Below are 19,039 nucleotides of genomic sequence, written 5' to 3'. Positions count from 1 at the left end.
TATAGTCATTTAACTTTAGATTCAGACAAAGCTTTATTGCTATGAGGAAGTTTCATACGAAAAAATGTCTCATTTTTAAGTTAAACTTTTTAAGTTAAACTACTATATATTCCGCTAAAGTCCAACTACGAAGCTCTAATTTCAAGTAAGAAACTGTTTGAGAAGTATTGCAGCGAACTGATGAATCCTAAAAACCTAACCCCCTTGCCCCCATTCCCTTGTAGGGAAGGGGGGGTCAGAGCCTCTCTCCTCGTAGGAGAGAGGTTTTTGTGAGGCTTCTAAACTTCAACACCTGTTTCTGTTTCTTTTTCTGCTTCAGATAAAACCACAACTTCTACATCTGATTCTTGATTTTGTGTCGCAGCAGTATGAGGACTTTGAAGACTTTGATAAGCTTCTGGATGTTGACAAGCAGCCATAGTTTTAACGTGTTCATTTTCATCATCTCTAATATTCACGAACACATCATATAAATTGTCAACTTGAGGACGACGAGACTGAGGAACCCTAGTCGTTTGAAACTCATCAAACATATAAAGATCGCCGTCACGATAATACTTAATGGCAACTTCTGGCGCTGTTGTTTCTTTCAATTCCGCTTCATTTTCAGTTAAGAAACTATCATAAGTATGAAAAGCGTGCTTTTCTACTTCTTCCATAAAAAAGTAAGCTTGACTGGGAGCTACCGCATATAACAATGCAATGATCCAATAGTAAATTAAACCCACTGTTTGAGCGAGAATACGATCGCCCCAATAATTACCTCCTCCTAATGCTTCCATAATTAGTAGGTGGTTCATTTCATTCCAACTTTCGGCAAAGTGAACTTTTAACCAGTCTGCTTTTCGCCACAAACCAAGAGTTTCGTAAAAATGTAAAACTGAAGTGTAAGCAAAGTAAGGAACTCTAGCAATTGTTTCTAATACATAAAAACGTGGATAGGGGCGATCGCGATATAATACGTCAATTACAAAGACTATAATATTGACTAATAATTTAACCATCTATTTATTTTCCTCCAAAGGTAAGTAGAAAAACTTCCTGATACTTGACTTTTGTTTCTCTACTTTTTAGAGTTTAATCTTCCATTCTATTTTTGAACTGTCATTAAATATACTAAATCTTATTTTTTTTTAATAATTTGACTTAAAAAAAGTCCAAGAAAATTATATCTAAAACAGGGCTAATTTTTTGAAAATTATAACTGACTTTGTACTTTTGAATGGTAATTATGCTACAGAATAATTATTAATTGTTGACGGGAAAAATTTAAACATTTAATTTGCATATAGAGTGAATATTTTTAGATGTTTAAAGTTGCCTTTATTTCTAATCAAACTAAGCAAAAAATCATAGAATCTTTTTGAGAAAATATTCAACTTTATACCAATTACCAAAAGTAATGCTTTATATCATGTCCGGTTGAAGAGTTATAATTAGAGCTTCGTAGTAAAGCTCTAGCCCGAACTATAAGATAGGGCTAGCAGCTCTACTACAAACAAAAATTTTTTTATCACTAATTATCCGGACATAATATTACTTGATTCAAACTTCATTTATTAAGTAATTATATCAAAGACGGTAGTATCGGTATAAAAAAGCAGAGAAACCCGGTTTGTATCAAATGCCCTTGTAGGGAAGTTGCATGCAACCTCCCTACAATTTAACTCCCACAAACCCGGTTTATTGTTACTCCAAACCAAGCGGACTTGATATTATTTTAATATAATAACTTTTTTGCTGATTTTAGGTAATTTAATGTTAATTATTCTTGATTTTTTATTCTCCCCCACTCCCCCACTCCCCCACTCCCCTACTCCCCTACTTCCCTACTTCCCTACTCTGAAATAGATAAAGTTTTTGATAAATGGTATAAGTCCTAAGTAATTTGAAATAAACCAAATTTTTAGAAAAATCATTGTATTTGTTGCAAGTCATCTATCTTAGCTTTGATGTCTTTATTTTGGAGATTGTTGTAGTGTCTCTCAAGTAAAGAAATATCTTCTGGTTCCCAATTCACCTTTTTCACCAATTTTTTAATCTGTGCTTTCAATTCAGGGCGCAGGTATTCTAGATTTTGAGTGTCTGTCCAAGCATCAGCAAAAATCTCCAAAACTTTTTTGCCCTCTTCTCTGCTAACAGATCGTTCCTCGCCAAAATTATCTATTTGATTAGGATATCGTTTTGGTGAACCCAACCATTGAATTAAAGTAATGCTATTAGAGTCTCCTCCAGTTGTAAAGTAAGCGAGAAAACGAAGTTCTGCTTCTTGCTCTCTGTTTCTATGAGTTGCATTCAAAATTTGTAAAATCTGCTGAGTATTAAATTTTCCCATCTGAGCTAGTGCCTTTACTGTTGCTTCACGAACCTCTGAATCTTTATCCTTTAACAACTGCAACAATTGGGGCATTAATTCTTTAGCCTCTGAACCGATATTACCGACTGCCCTTACTGCTTCAGCACGAACACGCTCATCTTCATCGCCGAATAACTGCTGCAACTGGGGAACAAATTGTTTAGCCTCCGACCCCAAATTGCCCACTACCGATGCTGCTTCTTTACGAACAAACTCATCTTCATCGCTGAATAACTGCTGCAACTGAGGCATCAATTCTTTCGCCTCCGCACCCAAATTGCCCACTGCTCTTGCTGCTGCAGCACGAACACGCTCATCTTGATCGCCGAACAACTCCTGCAACTCACGAATAAACTGTTTAGCCTCCGACCCCAAATTGCCGACTGCCCTTGCTGCTGCAGCACGAACACGCTCATCTTCATCCTTTAGCAACTCCTCCAATTCACCAATAAACTGTTTAGCAGTCTCCGACCTCATCTCACCCATTGCTCTTGCTGCTGCTCTACGAACACCCACATCTTCATCTTTGAACAGCTCCTGCAACTCAGGAATAAATATTTGGGCTTCCCATTCTATCTCACCCACTGCTCTTATTACTGCAAAACGGACTCGTCTATCTCTATCCTTTGACAACTTCAGTAGTTGAGGAATAAATTCTACAGCATCCCATCCCATATCACCCATTGCTGTTACTGCTACATAACGAACCTCCGAATGTCGATCGCTGAACAACTGCTGCAACTGGGGAATCAATTCTTTCCCTTCCGACTTCATCTCATCCACTATTATTACTGCTGCATAACGGACATCCGAATTGTTATCTTGCAACAACTGCTGCAACTGGGGAATCAATTGTTTAGCCTCCCACCCTAGATTACCAACTGCTGGTGCTGCTGCTCTCAGCACATCCGAATTGTTATCTTGCAACAACTGCTGCAACTGGGGAATAAATTGTTTAGCCTCTGACTCCATCTCACCGACTGCCGTTATTGCTGCAGCACGGACACGCCAATTTTTATCTTGCAATAACTGCTGCAACTGGGGAATCAATTCTTGCGCTTCCGAGTCAAGATTACCCACTGCTTTTGCTGCTGCCATAACGACACGCCAATTTTCATCCCTGAACAACTGTAGCAACTGGGGAATCAATTCTTTAGCTTGCGCCCCCATCTCACCCACTGCTGTTATTGCTGCACGACGGATATCTGAATCTTTATCCCTCAACAATTTGCCAATTTGTTCTATCCGCTCTGAGGGGATATTAACAGGAGACTTAAGGTCATATTCAGACATTTTTTTGACAGCCTCACCCCAAACATCAGTGTCAGAATCATCCAAAGCTGCCAACATTCCCTTGAGTTGCCAGTCTTCTGGAGGTGACTTCTCAGAAGCTTGAACATGACCCAAATTTACTACTAATAAAGCCACGAATAACAGTAGCAAAAAACGCCATTTACGAATAAAGGAGTTAGAGAGTTTCATTATCTTAAGATTGAGAGGTAGAAAGCAGCAACTTGCTAAATTAAGTTAGCATATTAAATTAACCGGAAAAAGAAAATTAAGAAAAAATTTAGGCCAATAAGGATAGAATTATACTTTCAGAAAAAAACTCCCGCCAATTTGATAATAAAGTAGACAATTGTCATTCTGAATGACAGTTTTTGGGAGTATATCTGTTGAGTTTTCTGCGTCAACCCAACCCACTGGAATAATACACCTTCAATCATGCAATAGTAGGGGCGGGTTTTAGCTGCAATTTTCATCCTCACCCATAAGATTAAATAAACCCGCCCTAATGCACAAAATTAGTTGTGTCAACCCAACCTACAAGTCTAAAAAATCACAACAAAACATGAAAACAGACAGCATTTTTTATAAACTATTTCTCACATTTCCACCGAGCTTTTTTGAATTAATTGGTATTTCTGAACCGGAAACAAAAAATTAGGAATTTACTTCCCGTGAAGTCAAACAATTAGCATTTCGTCTGGATGGATTATTTATTAATGGATAATGAATAGTGAATAATTACCTCTAATTCAGCTTGGGGTACTAATAACTAATAACTACAGGACTTACGCATAGCCACCACATCTAGTAGGGGCGATTGGCCAATCGCCCCTACAGGTGGTGTATGTTTTCATGTTTTGCGTAAGTCCTGAACTAATAACTAATAACTGATAACTGAAAAGGCGAGCAGTAGTTATTTATCCAACTCGTAATATCGAGAGGGAACAAACTCACCAATTTGGAGATATGTTTACCTTAGAAAGAGTCGAACGAATCTATTTAGATGAGTTAGAATCAGATTCATTAGGAGTAGGAATTGTTAAACTGGTAGTAGAATCAGAAGAAACCGCAGTTGATGTGGCTAAGTCGTTAGTTGAAAAAACAAAAGTTCAATTAACAGATACATTCAGACAACAGAATATTATCGAATTAATATAGACGATAATAGTCTATCAATTACCAGAAAAATGTAGGGGTTTGGTCTCCTTTCCCCAAGCGAAAATGGGATTTGGAAACCAAAACCCTACGATACAATCTTACGTTATTTTAGTGTTAATTATTCATATTTTTACTACTCCCCTACTCCCCTACTCCCCTACTCCCCTACTCCCCCACTCTCCTTTAAGGATTCAAAAAATCTAAATGATTCCCATTTTGTGCCCTTAAAGATGCCGGAGAACCTTGCAATTCTAATTGCCCATGATTCAATAAAATAATCCAATCAGCTCTACTAATTACCCTCGGTCTATGACTAATAAAAATAGTAGTTTTTCCGCCACGATAAGATAATAAACTTTCCAAAACTTCCGACTCAGCAATTGGATCTAAACCTGAAGTTGACTCATCCAAAATTAATACAGGCGGGTCATTAACAATACCCCTTGCTATTGCCAAACGCTGTCTTTGTCCGCCAGAAATATTCGCTCCAAATTCTCCTAAAACAGTTTGATATTTATCAGGTAAACGACTAATAAATTCATCTGCTCCAGAAATTTGACAAGCTTGAACGATTTGTTCAAATGTTACACCCGGGGCAGCTAAATGGAAATTTTCAATAATTGAACGACTCCAAAAATGAGCATCTTGAGGAACTAATACAATTTGTTTTCTCAGAGAATTTATATCTAAATCTTGTAAATTATAAATACCAATTTGAATATTACCAGACTGCACAGGATATAAACCAGCAATTAATTTAGCAACCGTACTTTTACCACAGCCAGACTCACCAATTAAAGCAATAGATTTACCACCAGGAAACCTCACAGAAAAATTTTCTAATAAATCAATTCTCCCAGCGTAGTGAAAACTAATATTAGAGCAAATAATATCCGCATTATCCTTAATTTTAGCTTCTGGTTTTTGATGTTTTTCATCAGTTTCAGCAGGATAATCAATTACTTCTGAAAGTCGTCTCGTAGCAGTCTGAACTTTTGCCAATTCATCCATCAATCCCACTAATGTACTAACCAAAGTTGACACATATTGATTCATAGCAATAAAAGCCAATAACTGACCAATACTTAATTGTTCAGCTATGACTAAATTACTGCCAAACCATAACAGAAAAATATTACCAATATTACTAACTAAACCAGAAAATACATCATTGACAATCCCAATCTGAGTAGTTCTAAAACTCAAATTAGCCAACTTGCCAAATCTACCTTGATATTCTTCCCAAAACTGAGGAGCGCTAGAAGTAGTTTTCAGAGTCATTGCTCCCTTAAAAGTCTCTACCAAAACACCCTGAGTTTCTGCTTCTAAAGCAAATAAATTTCTAGTTTTTTGCTGTAATATCGGCAACAAAGCAATAGTTGATAAAGTCATAACTACTGCCATAAAAACAGCAACTATAGTCAAGGAAAAACTATATAGGCACATCACAATCAAAGAAACCAAAGCAATAAAAAATTGACTAGGTAAACTCACAATTACTTGGGAAACTAACTGATTAATCTCTTTAATATCTGTCAGCCTACTAACAATTTCACCACTACGTCGCGTCTCATAATAATTCAATGGCAAACGTAAAATTTGTCTGCCAAACTCCATAACTAATCCTAACTCCAAACGTTGGGCAAAATGAGCAATCATATTAGATTGAACTAACTCCAGACAACTGCTAAAAATATTCATCACAATTACAGCAATTACCACGCTAGTAAGTAACTGAAAATCACCCCTAACTAGCACATCATCAGTCAGAATTTGTACCAAAAAAGGAGAAGCAATAGAAAGTAAACCTAAGACAATATTTAACAGAAATACCTGAATAATAATTTGACGATAATACCAAACTCGTCTCACCAACCTGCTAATACTACTTACCTTTTCATCAGCCTCAGAAAAAAAGCGTTTTGGGTCAGGCTCTATTAATAAACAAACCCAATCTTCCCAAGCCTCAGCTAATTCTTTTTCAGACAAAAAACGAATCCCGATAGCAGGGTCAGCAATTACATATTTATCCCCTTGTTTACCATACAAAACTACCCAATGATAACCTTGCCAATGAATAATTGCTGGTAAAGGAGCCTGTTCAATTTTATTTAAAATTCCTGGATTAGCTTTCACAGATCTAGCATTAAAACCGATAGTATCTGCACCTTGTTTTAAACCTAATAATGTAGTTCCTTGTTGATTAGTACCTATCGTTTCTCTGATCCGATTAATTGTTAAATTACGACCATGATATTTGGCAATAGAAGCTAAACAAGCTGCTCCACAATCTTCCTCACTTTGCTGAAGAATTATTGGATATTTATTAAAGTTATTTACTTCACGTTCAGTAGATGCTTTTGGTAATATTGGTACTGGTACAATATCTAACATAATAATTGAATTTTTAATTTATAAATAATTAGACTGATGAATAATACTATGCCAAATAACTATTACTGTTTACTATCAATCAAATCAGAAAAAAGCACCCATAAAGCTAATAAAGCTATAGGTGCTTAATTTAATGAAATGCCAATTAGAGCTATAATCCCACCATGATATAGGTTTTAGTAGCAGCCACCATAACCATAGCCACCACGACGGTAGCTATAACTTACAGAGCGACCGTATCCATAGCCACCACGGTAGTAGCCACCATAACCGTAGCCATAGCCACCACGATATCCGCCGTAACCATAACTTACAGAGCGACCGCGACCGTAACCACCACAACCACAACCATGACCACCATTAATAGTAGCAGAGTCTTCAGTAGAAATATCAGAAAATAATTCGTTATTTTGAGTTTCTTGCATCATTTTTTCCTTAGAGTTAATTCAATCAACAAGCTAGTATAAATTTGTTTCTATTTATTTAACTATCTCGTGATTTGTAATAGATTATTCCTTTGGTGAGTTGCAGCTTCCGGAGATTTTTTTGATTTAGATTAAACTACAATTTTTAATTTTCCAATAACCTAGATTTTTTTGAATAAAATATAGTTTTCAACCTTTGTAAGCTACATTCAAATATTACTTTTAAATTTTGACTTTCCTGTAGCGATATATATTCAATTTGATAAATATTTAGTATAAGTTTTTATGTCTATTCACTATTTTCTAAAACTTTCTACCTCTATACTAGAGAATTGCTATATGAGAAATAAATCTTACTATGAAGAAAATGATAAAAAAGCACCCATAAAATTATAGGTACTTGATTTAATGCAATGTCAATTAAAGTTATAATTCCACCATGATATAACTTTTATATAGAATCCGGTTATATAGTATATGTTTATAATTGCTTCAATCTCCCTTATATAGCAATCCTCCGCATATTCGTGGCAAAAATCTTACTGATTTTTAGGGAACACTTAACTGGGAATAGGCAGGAGTTTCAAGTTTTTTATCTACTTTTTGATTACCCGCGACCTATTTAGGATTGCTATACCAATTCCCATACCTTAATGCTATACTTAATTAAAACTTCAGTTATTAAGTAATGACTTTAGTAGAATAATTTTTTGGCTGATTTTAGGTCAGTTAATGTTAATTATTCTTGATTTTTTATTCTCCCCCACCCCCCCACTCCCTTACTCCCCTTCTTCTTTTTGATTACCCGCGACCTATTTAGAATTGCTATACCAATTCCCATGCCTTAATGCTATACTTAATTAAAACTTCAGTTCTTAAGTAATGACTTTAGTAGAATAATTTTTTGGCTGATTTTAGGTCAGTTAATGTTAATTATTCTTGATTTTTTATTCTCCCCCACCCCCCCACTCCCTTACTCCCCTTCTTCCCTACTCCCCACCCCCAACTATACAATAACTATTCAACCGGATTTGATATTAGTAGCAGCCACCACGACGGTAGCCAACATAACCATATCCATAACCACCACGACGGTAGCCATAACGTACAGGGCGACCATATCCATAACCACCATAGTAATAGCCACGGCGACCATAACCATAACTTGCAGAGCGACCGTAACCAGAACCATCACAACCACAACCATGACCACCATTAATAGTGGCAGAGTCTTCAGTAGAAATATCAGAAAATAGTTCGTTATTTTGAGTTTCTTGCATCATTTTTTCCTCAGAGTTAATTTGATCTACAAGGTAGTTTAAATTTATATTTATTTATTTATTTAACTATCTCGTGATTTGTAATAGATTATTCTTTAGGTTAGTTAGAGCTTCAGGAGATTTTTTTGATTTCTATATAACTGCTATTTAAAAAGCTTTACTAAATTAGCAGTCAGTTTTTTAATGGCTTTAAAATATCTTGAAGCATAACCTTTGTGTAACTATTTTTTAGGCTGATAACTGACTGCTATTTGTGGAGTATTTCCTAGGTAAATCTGATAGCTAATTCAAGTTTTATCAAAAAGCACTTATAATTTTGTAAGTGCTAAATTTAGTTGAATTAATTGAACTTAAATTAGCTTAAATCAGAGTTAAATCCCTAATTTTTAGTAGCAATCGTAATAGCCTCTGTAGCTATAACTTACAGGGCGACTATAATGGTAGCTGTAGCTACGATAGTGGTAACTAACAGGACGACGATAGTAACGTACAGGCCGACCATAACCGTAACAATCATCGTAATAATGACCACCATTAATAGTGCCAGACTCTTCAGAAGAAAGGTCAGAAAATAGTTCGCTGTTTTGAGTTTCTTGCATAATATTATCCTCTGCTTTATTTCGGTTTACAAGATAGTTAAAATCTCTAGAATTTTATTTAACTATCTTGTAATTTCCGATCTATTCTTCGTTAGTGACTTCCAGCATCCGGAGATTTTTTTTCCTGATTATATGCTATTTATAGGCTGATAAAAAGCACTAAAAAATTTACTTTTTTTTCAATTTATCAGGAGAAAAATACTATTAAAAAGTTTTAATTAGTAGCAGCCGCCATAGTATCTACGACGGGAGTAATAACGTACAGGCCGACGATAATAACGACGATAGCCATAACCGTAATAACGGCGACGACTATAACGACCATAATATCCATGACCGCCATTGATAGTAGCAGACTCTTCAGTAGAAAGGTCAGTAAAGAGTTGGCTATTTTCTTTTTCTTGCATCGATATTTTCCTCAAAGTTAATTACATTAGTAACGTTTAATAATTCCTGTTTACTACTAGGAATTACAATTCATTCTTCCTTAGTAGTTAGGAACATCCGGATAGATACTGAGCCAAATATTTTTTAATTATAGTAGTTTTCATTAATATAGAGTACAGAGATTTGGGGTTAAAGACAGAAGGAAGGAGGAAGATTTTTTGTAGTTAACATGAGTGAAAACCGCTATAATACCAATTTCATAAAATATTGCTACAGTCACGGCACAGCTCATCTGGTAACAGCTCATCTGGCAAAGAAAAAAAATAATAAAAAAGAGGAAAAAAGGTTTAATTTTTAGAATTTATGGGATTTATCAAGCTTTTTATTCTAGGAATAAATCACAACTTAAGATGTAACTGCCTTTTTAAAATTTGGTATAAATCTAATTGAATCATTATTCTTTAAAAGAGGATATATAACTAAAAAGAATCAATATTTATGCATAGTAATTTCAGTAAAAATAATTGCAAAAAATAATCCTATAGTATTACTATATCCCTCAAATTAGCAACAGCAAACTTAAGGGTTTTGGAAATAAAATCCTCGGTTTATTTTAAAGATTTATAGGTTAGTAAATCAACTATAAAAGTTAGAGATAATATAGAAGTATTCATATCCTTCTGACTATTGACTATACCTCGCAAATCCGACGGTCACCCTACCTGACTCCTAAGTAGCAATCTAACTATTTGTAGTCAAAATTTATCACCCCTGGTATCACAGCTAAATCCTGATAATTTCTATCTGATTTAATTTAAAAAAGAAAAATTTTCAATTAGTAATAGCCTCTTATATTCCCTTTATAGTAATTAGAATTATAACGTTGATAGTCAGGAGAATAACGGTTATAACCGTAATAACTTCGAGGACAAAGTTGAAAACCTAAAAAACTACGGCGATATGGAGAATTTTCATTGTAACCACCATTTATTGTGGTAGATTCTTCTAAATTTAGTTCTGTAAAAAGTTGCTTTTGTTGAGATTCTTGCATGATGAACTTCCTCATGGTTAATAATTTTATGAAAATAGCAGTAATCTTTGCTGATTTATTTAACTTCTGAAGGAATTTTAGTTTATACTTCCCAAATAATCTGCAGTATCCGGATTTTTGCCAACTTCTATGATAATTTTATGTTGAGTATTTACTTTAATCCTAATTTCTGCCAGTTTTAACTTTATCCGGATCAGTTACAAAATAACTCCTAAGTTAAAGAATTTTCTCTGGTGGAAAGTAAAAAAATATATCAGCAAGCTAACTCATAGAAAAATTAAAATTTTACAGTGATATGTAACTTCCCCGAAAATATTTGATTGAACAGGGAATAATATAAATAAGTTAATTAGCTGAAGCTGATATTAATCTCTCAATTTAGTCTCAAAAAAATTATTTTATTAGGTAAAAATCAATTATGTTTAATAATTCTGATTCTATAGAAGTACAAACCTTAGAAAGTGATGAATTTCTCCCTCCTATGAGTCGTTGGAATAAGATAGCTGGAATGTTTTTAGTGGGAACATTTGGTGCAGCTATTGCTCTAATGAGTGTAATCAAGTATAATCCTACTGTCAGAACTGAAGCTATTGCTAGACCAACAGGAGATGTAAGAATTGTTCAAGCACTTACAGAAGGTAAAGTTGATAGTATAGAAGTAAATGAAAATCAAACCGTCAAGATGGGAGATGCGATCGCACGCATAGATGAATCTACTCTGAGTCGTCAAAAAAATAAACTACAAGAAAAAATTAAACAGTGCAATATAGAATTAGAACAGATAAATCAACAACTATCTGCTCTAGAAGTTCAAATTATAGCTACTGCTAGACCTCAAACCTTTCAGCAATTACAATCACCTACAGCAGCAAATAATAAGATAGACGAATCATCCATTGAGTCAGCTATTTTAGAATTATCCCAATCTTTGCCTACAGTTGCTCAACAATTTGCTAAAGATAGACGCGATCTGATAGTTAAGCGAACAGAACTAATTAAAGAATTGACTGCTGGTAACAGAGAACTAGAACAGATAAATATTAAGCTTGATAATAGCGTAATTAGCGCTCCTGCAAATGGTACTATACTTAAATTATCTTTGCGTAACCCTGGACAAACTGTGGCATCAGGAGCAGCTATCGCTCAGATTGTTCCTAGTAATACACCTTTAGTATTTAAAGCTAGGGTGACAGCAGCAGATATCGCTAGGGTGAAAGTAGATCAACCTGTGCAAATTCGGGTTTCAGCTTATCCTTTCCCTGATTATGGTATTCTCAAAGGAACTGTCAGTTCAATTTCTCCAGATGCTATTGCTCCAGAAGTGCTTCAAGAAGCTTATTATGAGGTGACTATAACACCTGAACAACCTTACTTAATCAAGGGCGATCGCCAATATCAGATTAAACCAGGAATGGAAGGTCGAGCTGATATTATTTATTCACACGAAACTGTATTAACTTTTGTTCTCAGAAAAGTTAGACTATTAACTGATTTTTAGTTATTAGTATTTTATTTGTTTGAGCTGGACAGATTAAGAATAGAACTATTATTGTTATACCATTTTGAAAAAAGAATGTTACGAATAGTAAGAGCGATAAAAAGACTTCACAGGAGATGTCCCTTGGACAAAAAATATGATGTATGACCTAAAAAACTATATTAAAGCCATTCCCATGCGACTCCGTACGGACGCCCTTATGCAACGTCCCTACCTCCTGACTCCTAAAAATTACCCTAGCTATTTATAGCAAACATTTATCAAACTGGTATTATAGCTAATCTTTTCACAATCTATTAGTCGCCCTGGCCTTTCCCAGAATTTAGGATAAACAGGGGATTGAAGCACATGAACGCCAAAACAGTTTATGTGCGTAGATATCTATAATATTCAAACCAGATTTATTGTAGAAACTGGATTTCTTGGCATAAGTCCCATTCTATAAAAAGTAGAAATGCTGATCGACTAATTTAGGATAACTACAATATACTAAAAATTACTCATTGCTATTTATCATCTCCACAATTAACTAAATTTATCCTTTCAGACTAACTAAATCTTGATCTATGTCTAATTTGTGTTATAATTCTCGATATGATCAAAAATAAAGATTGTTTACCTATCCAGGAATAGTATTTTTGTATATCACATTAATTAATTTTTTTCAAGTAGGAAAACACATAAAAACCAATAATAATAAACAAATATTACCGTTTGTTTGAAATAATTTAGTTTTACTTATAGTGGCTTGCCAAAAGTAAGTATTATACATTATAAACATATAAAGCACCTTTCCCAAGGCCACGAAAAATCCACGAATCGGTAAAAGTGAGAATGGGTAGGTAGTGTTTAGCAGAATTTCAAAAAATTAAGAGGTATTATGAGCCAACAGGTTATACACCCGATGGATAAACTCCAGCGTCAGGTGAATTCCCTTCTGAAATCTAATGTAATTAAGCCAACAGATAGTATCTGGAAGATAGCCCTACTTTTTGGCGATAAATGGCACTATTGGAAAAAAGAACTGCAAGAGTTTGGTTTTTCGATGCAAGATCCAATTAGTGAACTATTAGCTGTAGAAGCTTGGGAAGAAGATTAATCTACTAACTTTCCTATCAAACTTCAACTAGACGAATGAAAAAAAAGGGTTGATAGTTGTCCCTCATCAGGAAACTTCTGGGTATAAAACTTTTGGCAACTGTAGTCATGTTCAAAAAAACTTAGTTGCTTAAAATTGTTTAATTGCCCCAAGTATAAAACTGTAATTCCAAGATATGTAAACAGTGTACAAACCATTAATGGTTCTTGCTATGCAGCTAACTGCCTTTACTTTAAATGATGAACTTATAATATAATTGTTTTAACTGATTTGAGGTAAGTATTCACCCATTAGCATTCTGCACGAAATGCGGAATGCTGCGCAAAGAGCTTTTATAAAGAATCAAGGAATTCTAAGATTAGCTGATGACCAACTTTATTCATAACTTTTAATTCTCTTTAGAGGCTAATTTCTTCTTTGCTGATAGCTGATAGCTGACAGCTGAATGCTTACGATTTGAGTAGGTTAAATCTTGCACAAGATGGATAATGAAATAGTATTACACTATTACAAACATTCCTCCTCAAGAAGTCAAATATACCTTTATATCGCGGATACCAAGTCGGATTTACAAAAGAATATTCATCATTTTTTTCCTGTTATCTCCTTTCAGAAATAACACATCTAAACCAGATTTAGTATCAGCTCATTAAGACTGATGATGTTTGCTCCCTAAAGACAACTCTTCAACGCTTCTGCTAATTCTGGAGCAGTTTGATAGCGATCGCCAGGCAATGGTTGTGTAACTTTTTCAATCACCTCCCGTAGTTTTGGTGTAATAGTGGGAACGCTTTCAATATAAAACCGATAACCATTGCCACGATTATCATAAAAGTGCATTGGACTTTTCCCAGTCAGCAAAAAAATCAGAGTTGCACCCACCGCATACAAATCAGATTGAGTTAAAGGTTGCCCGCGATCTTGTTCGGGGGCGCTATAACCTTCTGCGCCAATTCGGGTACCCAAAGGTGTTCCAATTTCTTTAACTGCCCCAAAATCTAAAACCACTATCTGATTGTCGCGACGGCGCACGAGCAGATTAGCAGGTTTAATATCCCTGTGAATAAGTGGGGGTTCTTGTGAGTGAATGTATTCTAGGACTTCGCAAGTCTGAATCATCCACTCTATTGCCTGTTGTGGCAAAATTGGTCCTTGAGTAGCAATGCGTTTCTCCAAATCCTGACCATGAATCATTTCCATTGCCAAATATTTCTTGTCTTCTTCGACAAAAAAATCGAAAAACTTGGGAATTCCTAAATGGTCTAATGATTTAAGCGCTTTAGCTTCTCGCTCAAATAATTCTTGAGCCTTACGAATTTGAGCCATATCAGCATTCATTTCCTTGAGTACCACCAAAGCAGCAGCAGGGGAAGCGCCCACTTGCAAATTATGTCGCTCCCGATCCCAAGCCAAATAGGTAGTACCCATACCACCTTGACCCAATATCCGTAATACTTGATATTGACGAATACTGCGTTGAACCTGAATTGGTTTACCACAATAGATGCAGAATAAATTTCCTGTTGGGTTATCACCAGCGCGGGGACAACATTGCTGGGGACTTTTGGCAGCAGATTCAGGCTGAACTTGAAATTTAAAAATCGGACCGCCTCTCGCTAACTGTATCAGGGAACCATCAGAAACAATTCCCTGAGACATCAAAACTCCATTAACAAAAGTCCCATTTGTGCCTTGACTAACTAAGCGCCAAATATTTCCAGATTGAGACTTTGATATTTTATGTAGTTCTAGATGGTATCGGGAAACTAAACTATCAGATAAAACAATATTGTTATCAGGAGAGCGACCAACCTTGATTATTGATTCGCTCTGAAAGTCCCAATTTTTTAAGGGGGTATTTTTTTGAGGGTCTAGGAGGGTTAACCTAATCACAATTTTTAGAGGGAGTAGGGAGTCATTTCAGTTATCAGTTATCAGTTATCAGTTATCAGTCAACCTCCGACTAAATTATGAGGCTTGAAATACTGAGTTAAATCTTTCTCTTGGTCGATTGGATATGCCGTTCGCGTAGCGTCCCGGAGGGAAAGGAGACCTCGGCATCCCATCCTACGGACTGCTCCGCAAACGACCGCTTTTTCATCCCCTTACAAAGGGGAGGCTTTAGACCTCATTTTTTAGTAAAGTCAGAAGTTAGAAGTTAGAGAGCTGAATTTTACAAGAATTTCAGTTTATTCTTTGACTGTATGAGTTACGAACTATTTGTGATATTTTTTAAGTGAATTAGTATCAGGAATAAGATATTTTTTTACTTGGCCTGTATCAACAAAATTTCTCTAATTTTCTTGTGGCTTAACTAAAGCACGAATCACAATTGCTGTAATATTATCGTGACCATTATATTGATTTGCCAAATCAATTAACTTACTTACACCCAACTCCAAATTAGCTTGCTTGTCTAAAAGTGGTTCGAGGTGAGTTTGCCAATGATTTTCCAGAAGTTGATTATCTGTCAAACCATCAGAGGCTAAAATTAATAGACTATCCTCATCTAAATTCAAAAACTGTATATCAGGTCTCACAAAATTTTCATTTCGTGGTCCTAAAGCTTGAGTCAATTGATAAGCATCGGGGCGACCATAAGCTATTTCTGGTTCAACTCCACGATTAATTTCTCTTTGACCTACTTCATGGTCTAGAGTAATTTGGTCTAAACCTCCCTGACGAGAAAAACGATACAAACGACTATCCCCTACATGAGCGACAGCTACTTTTGTATCGTAAATCATTGCCATGACTAAAGTAGTACCCATCCGACTACTACCAGAACGAACCTCTTGTTGGTTAATATCGTAAATGACCTCATTCGCCTGTAAAATTGCTTCACGAATTATTTCCTCTGAAGACAAACCTACTGACCAACTACTTTCAGTTTTAAAATATTGTTTAATCGTATCTACTCCTAACTGACTCGCTATTTCTCCACTAGCGTGTCCTCCCATACCATCACAAAGTATATAAATTCCTTTCGCCTGAATAATTCTTTCGGTAGTTGTTTCTTGACTTTCTATCTGAGTTTGAATCCCAAAAGCATCTTCATTATGGTCACGTTGAGTACCTATATCACTTTTACCCGAACTTTCCAAACTTATTAACTGTATTGGTAAAAGTTCAGTATCCTGAGTTTCAATATTATCTACTATTTCTGAGGTAGAATCATTTGTTTGTAAAACTGTAGCTGGAGATGTAGGAGGTGGTTGAGGTTGTAAATTATCTTGAGTATTCATTAAATGCAATTGCAATTGTTCAATAGTTTGTATTTTGCCATCTCGCCAATCTTGAAATAAAGTTGTTATCCAACCAAACTGTGTACGTTGGGATTGCTCAAACAACCATTGCCAGAATAGCATTAGGTCATTAATATTTTTTTCTTCACCAGGTTTTGAATATAAGCGTTGTAACTTAATGGAGTTATTCTCCGCTTCATTTACCCGGAGATTTTCATGTTTCAGTATACTTTGACAACAATTCCAGGGTACTAAGGCTGCCCAAAGTTCTGTCATTTGCTGTAACCACGATAAAATTTGCAGTTGGGATAGATGTTCGCTGCCCCAGAGGTCAAGTAATTTGGGCCAACTGCTATAGTCTGCCAAAAGTAGTATTTCTTCGTTTGGCGTTGGCGCTCTTTGAATAGCATCTAATCGCCAACCATCGTGAATAGCTGGCAAATGTTGAGGTATTTGAGTATCTAAGGCTATATAAGGTTGGGCAATGATGGGGATAATTAAAGCTTCCATAGCTTCGGGGGTTATTGGTTTAAACTGACCTGAGTTATTTCGCAACCAAGCTTTAATTGGGGTTTCTTCTAGTGGGTAACGGTCTAATACTTGCACAACTACTGTTTGACCTTGGTTACTTACTGGTATAGTTTCCAATACTTGGTAGCGTTGTTGAGAGTCTAAGTATTTTTCTTCTGATCCATCTGATCCAGTAGACAGAATTTCTGTATCATTTAAGGATAATGGACTCTCTGTGTTTACTGCTTCAGACATTGGACTAAGTATATCTGCAGTTGTTGATTCTAAATTATCTGAGTCCCCTATTATTTCTGGTTTAGTGTCTTCAGTTTCAGATGTAGAAGCTGATTTAGCCAAAGTCTCACTAGATTCTAAATTATCTTCTATTTCAATTTTCTCCTCCGAATTCTGAGAGGATTCTAAAATTTCTTCAGATTCTTCAGAAATTATATCTGCTGCTGACTCTGCCGAATCCTTGTCCAGGGGGCTTGCTCCTGTAATGAATTCTTCTTGACTCAGTTTCTTGAGATTAATCTCTGGTAGGTTGGGAATAGTAACTTCTGTTTGATTATAAATAATGGCCTTCCATACTTGACCTGTGTAGGCTCCACAGTTGTGACATTTTAGAACAGTCAAGGGGACTTGTGAGCCACATTGACAACAATTTTTGTGGGTTAAGGATGTACCACATTTTTGACAATATTTATGATTGTTAGGATTTTCAAACTCACATTGGGGACAGATGAGCATAATAGGAGGCTGTTCTATGTCACAACTTAAATTATTGTAGAGCAACTAGAAGGGAATGGAGGTATTAGTATCTTCTAAAATTGTTTGGGCTGCGATCGCTTCTATTGTTTTTAGAGGCACTTCACAAAAGTATTTTTGCCTAAATTGTTCTTCTGATACTGCTGCTAGGAATTTTCCAATTATTTGGGATAAAGTTTCTGATTGTTGATTTTTGGTTTTATTCTCGATTATGTAAAAATATCTGTCTTTGTACTTGATATTAAATCCAAGATGCTGTATAGCCTTAAACCCTAGTTTAAGAGTTGGATCGCTAATACTTAACTTTTTTAGCAATTGATAACGAGTTACGGGTTGGCCAGTACGGCTGAGATATTTGGCAATTCCCAGGAGTTTTTGCCAGATTTCTGTGGGAGGGATAATGGAAGGTTGGGAGTAGGCGATGGCTAGTTTTTTTTGTTGATTTATTGCCCGGCGGAACCAGATGCGTAGATCATTCCAGTTTGTGGGACATTGTGTGAGAATAATTAAGTCTTTTTCATTTTCGGGAGGTAAGTTCTGAGAATTTTCTATTGCGCAATAGTTCTGAGTATTAAATTTTGAATTTCCATTTCCCTGAGGTAAGACTTGAGATTTTTCTACAGCGTTATAGTTCTGAGTATCAAATTTTGAATTTTCATTTCCTTCCGGAGGTAAGTTCTGAGATTTTTCTATTGCGTTATAGTTTTGAGTATTAAATTTTGAATTTTCATTTCCTTCCGGAGGTAAGTTCTGAGATTTTTCTATTGCGTTATAGTTTTGAGTATTAAATTTTGAATTTCCATTTTCGGAAGGTAAGTTCTGAGACTTTTCTATTGCGCAATAGTTTTGAGTATTAAATTTTGAATTTTCATTTCCGGAAGGTAAATTCTGAGAATTTTCTATAGCGCTATAATTCTGACTATCAAATTTTGAATTTTCATTTCCGGAAGGTAAATTCTGAGAATTTTCTATAGCGCTA

13 protein-coding genes and 2 pseudogenes are annotated in these 19,039 nt (G+C 35.5%); 4 read left to right on the top strand and 11 right to left on the bottom strand.

All coding sequences use genetic code 11. From position 1 onward, the window contains the following. Nucleotides 1-278 precede the first annotated feature (278 nt). Both ACP6PK_RS13490 and ACP6PK_RS13485 read right to left on the bottom strand, forming a co-directional pair. The gene (locus ACP6PK_RS13490) at nucleotides 279-1,004 is read right to left on the bottom strand and encodes an alternative oxidase (protein WP_426560046.1); all 726 of its coding nucleotides are present in this window, start codon (nucleotides 1,002-1,004) and stop codon (nucleotides 279-281) included. Between the two features lie 911 nt (nucleotides 1,005-1,915). Further along, nucleotides 1,916-3,838 carry a sister chromatid cohesion protein PDS5 gene (locus tag ACP6PK_RS13485; protein ID WP_426560045.1) on the bottom strand — a complete coding sequence of 641 codons (1,923 nt, stop codon included), beginning with the start codon at nucleotides 3,836-3,838 and terminating at the stop codon, nucleotides 1,916-1,918. Between the two features lie 313 nt (nucleotides 3,839-4,151). Between ACP6PK_RS13485 and ACP6PK_RS13480 the strand changes: the two are divergent. Then, nucleotides 4,152-4,370, top strand: a pseudogene (locus ACP6PK_RS13480) (DUF2887 domain-containing protein). Nucleotides 4,371-4,540: 170 nt separating this feature from the next. Next, nucleotides 4,541-4,804, top strand: coding sequence for a DUF2887 domain-containing protein (locus ACP6PK_RS13475; protein ID WP_426560047.1), 264 nt, complete (start codon nucleotides 4,541-4,543; stop codon nucleotides 4,802-4,804). Between the two features lie 183 nt (nucleotides 4,805-4,987). On the opposite strand, the gene ACP6PK_RS13470 is transcribed toward ACP6PK_RS13475, so the two are convergent. The 6 genes from ACP6PK_RS13470 to ACP6PK_RS13445 form a co-directional block, all read right to left on the bottom strand. Next, complete coding sequence (locus ACP6PK_RS13470; protein ID WP_426560044.1) at nucleotides 4,988-7,198, bottom strand: peptidase domain-containing ABC transporter; 2,211 nt, start codon at nucleotides 7,196-7,198, stop codon at nucleotides 4,988-4,990. 176 nt (nucleotides 7,199-7,374) lie between these two features. Then, on the bottom strand, nucleotides 7,375-7,626 hold the full coding sequence (locus ACP6PK_RS13465) for a hypothetical protein (protein ID WP_426560043.1): 252 nt from the start codon (nucleotides 7,624-7,626) through the stop codon (nucleotides 7,375-7,377). A 1,034-nt stretch (nucleotides 7,627-8,660) separates the two neighbouring features. Then, nucleotides 8,661-8,906: a hypothetical protein gene (locus ACP6PK_RS13460; RefSeq protein WP_426560042.1), complete on the bottom strand. Its 246-nt coding sequence runs from the start codon at nucleotides 8,904-8,906 to the stop codon at nucleotides 8,661-8,663. Between the two features lie 383 nt (nucleotides 8,907-9,289). Next, complete coding sequence (locus tag ACP6PK_RS13455; protein WP_426560041.1) at nucleotides 9,290-9,502, bottom strand: hypothetical protein; 213 nt, start codon at nucleotides 9,500-9,502, stop codon at nucleotides 9,290-9,292. 218 nt (nucleotides 9,503-9,720) lie between these two features. Beyond that, on the bottom strand, nucleotides 9,721-9,909 hold the full coding sequence (locus ACP6PK_RS13450) for a hypothetical protein (protein WP_426560040.1): 189 nt from the start codon (nucleotides 9,907-9,909) through the stop codon (nucleotides 9,721-9,723). Between the two features lie 815 nt (nucleotides 9,910-10,724). Then, nucleotides 10,725-10,940, bottom strand: coding sequence for a hypothetical protein (locus tag ACP6PK_RS13445; protein ID WP_426560039.1), 216 nt, complete (start codon nucleotides 10,938-10,940; stop codon nucleotides 10,725-10,727). A gap of 418 nt (nucleotides 10,941-11,358) precedes the next feature. Between ACP6PK_RS13445 and ACP6PK_RS13440 the strand changes: the two genes are divergently transcribed. Together ACP6PK_RS13440 and ACP6PK_RS13435 are read left to right on the top strand one after the other, a co-directional pair. Continuing rightward, on the top strand, nucleotides 11,359-12,438 hold the full coding sequence (locus ACP6PK_RS13440; protein ID WP_426560038.1) for an HlyD family secretion protein: 1,080 nt from the start codon (nucleotides 11,359-11,361) through the stop codon (nucleotides 12,436-12,438). Nucleotides 12,439-13,318: 880 nt separating this feature from the next. Then, complete coding sequence (locus ACP6PK_RS13435) at nucleotides 13,319-13,537, top strand: DUF4327 family protein (protein WP_094673503.1); 219 nt, start codon at nucleotides 13,319-13,321, stop codon at nucleotides 13,535-13,537. 672 nt (nucleotides 13,538-14,209) lie between these two features. Here the strand turns inward: ACP6PK_RS13435 and ACP6PK_RS13430 are convergent. From ACP6PK_RS13430 to ACP6PK_RS13420, 3 genes and pseudogenes are all read right to left on the bottom strand, one after another. Next, nucleotides 14,210-15,430: a protein kinase domain-containing protein gene (locus ACP6PK_RS13430; protein ID WP_426560037.1), complete on the bottom strand. Its 1,221-nt coding sequence runs from the start codon at nucleotides 15,428-15,430 to the stop codon at nucleotides 14,210-14,212. A 401-nt stretch (nucleotides 15,431-15,831) separates the two neighbouring features. Further along, a complete protein-coding gene (locus tag ACP6PK_RS13425) occupies nucleotides 15,832-18,042 on the bottom strand; it encodes a serine/threonine phosphatase (RefSeq protein WP_426560036.1) in 2,211 nt (736 codons plus the stop codon). A gap of 45 nt (nucleotides 18,043-18,087) precedes the next feature. After that, nucleotides 18,088-19,039: pseudogene (locus ACP6PK_RS13420) on the bottom strand (hypothetical protein); the annotation flags it as partial.

Source organism: Dapis hubbardiae BLCC-M172 (genome assembly GCF_050016015.1).
Lineage (GTDB): Bacteria > Cyanobacteriota > Cyanobacteriia > Cyanobacteriales > Microcoleaceae > Trichodesmium.
Note: the sequence above shows the minus strand (reverse complement) of the source record. Positions and strands in the feature narration are given on the sequence as shown.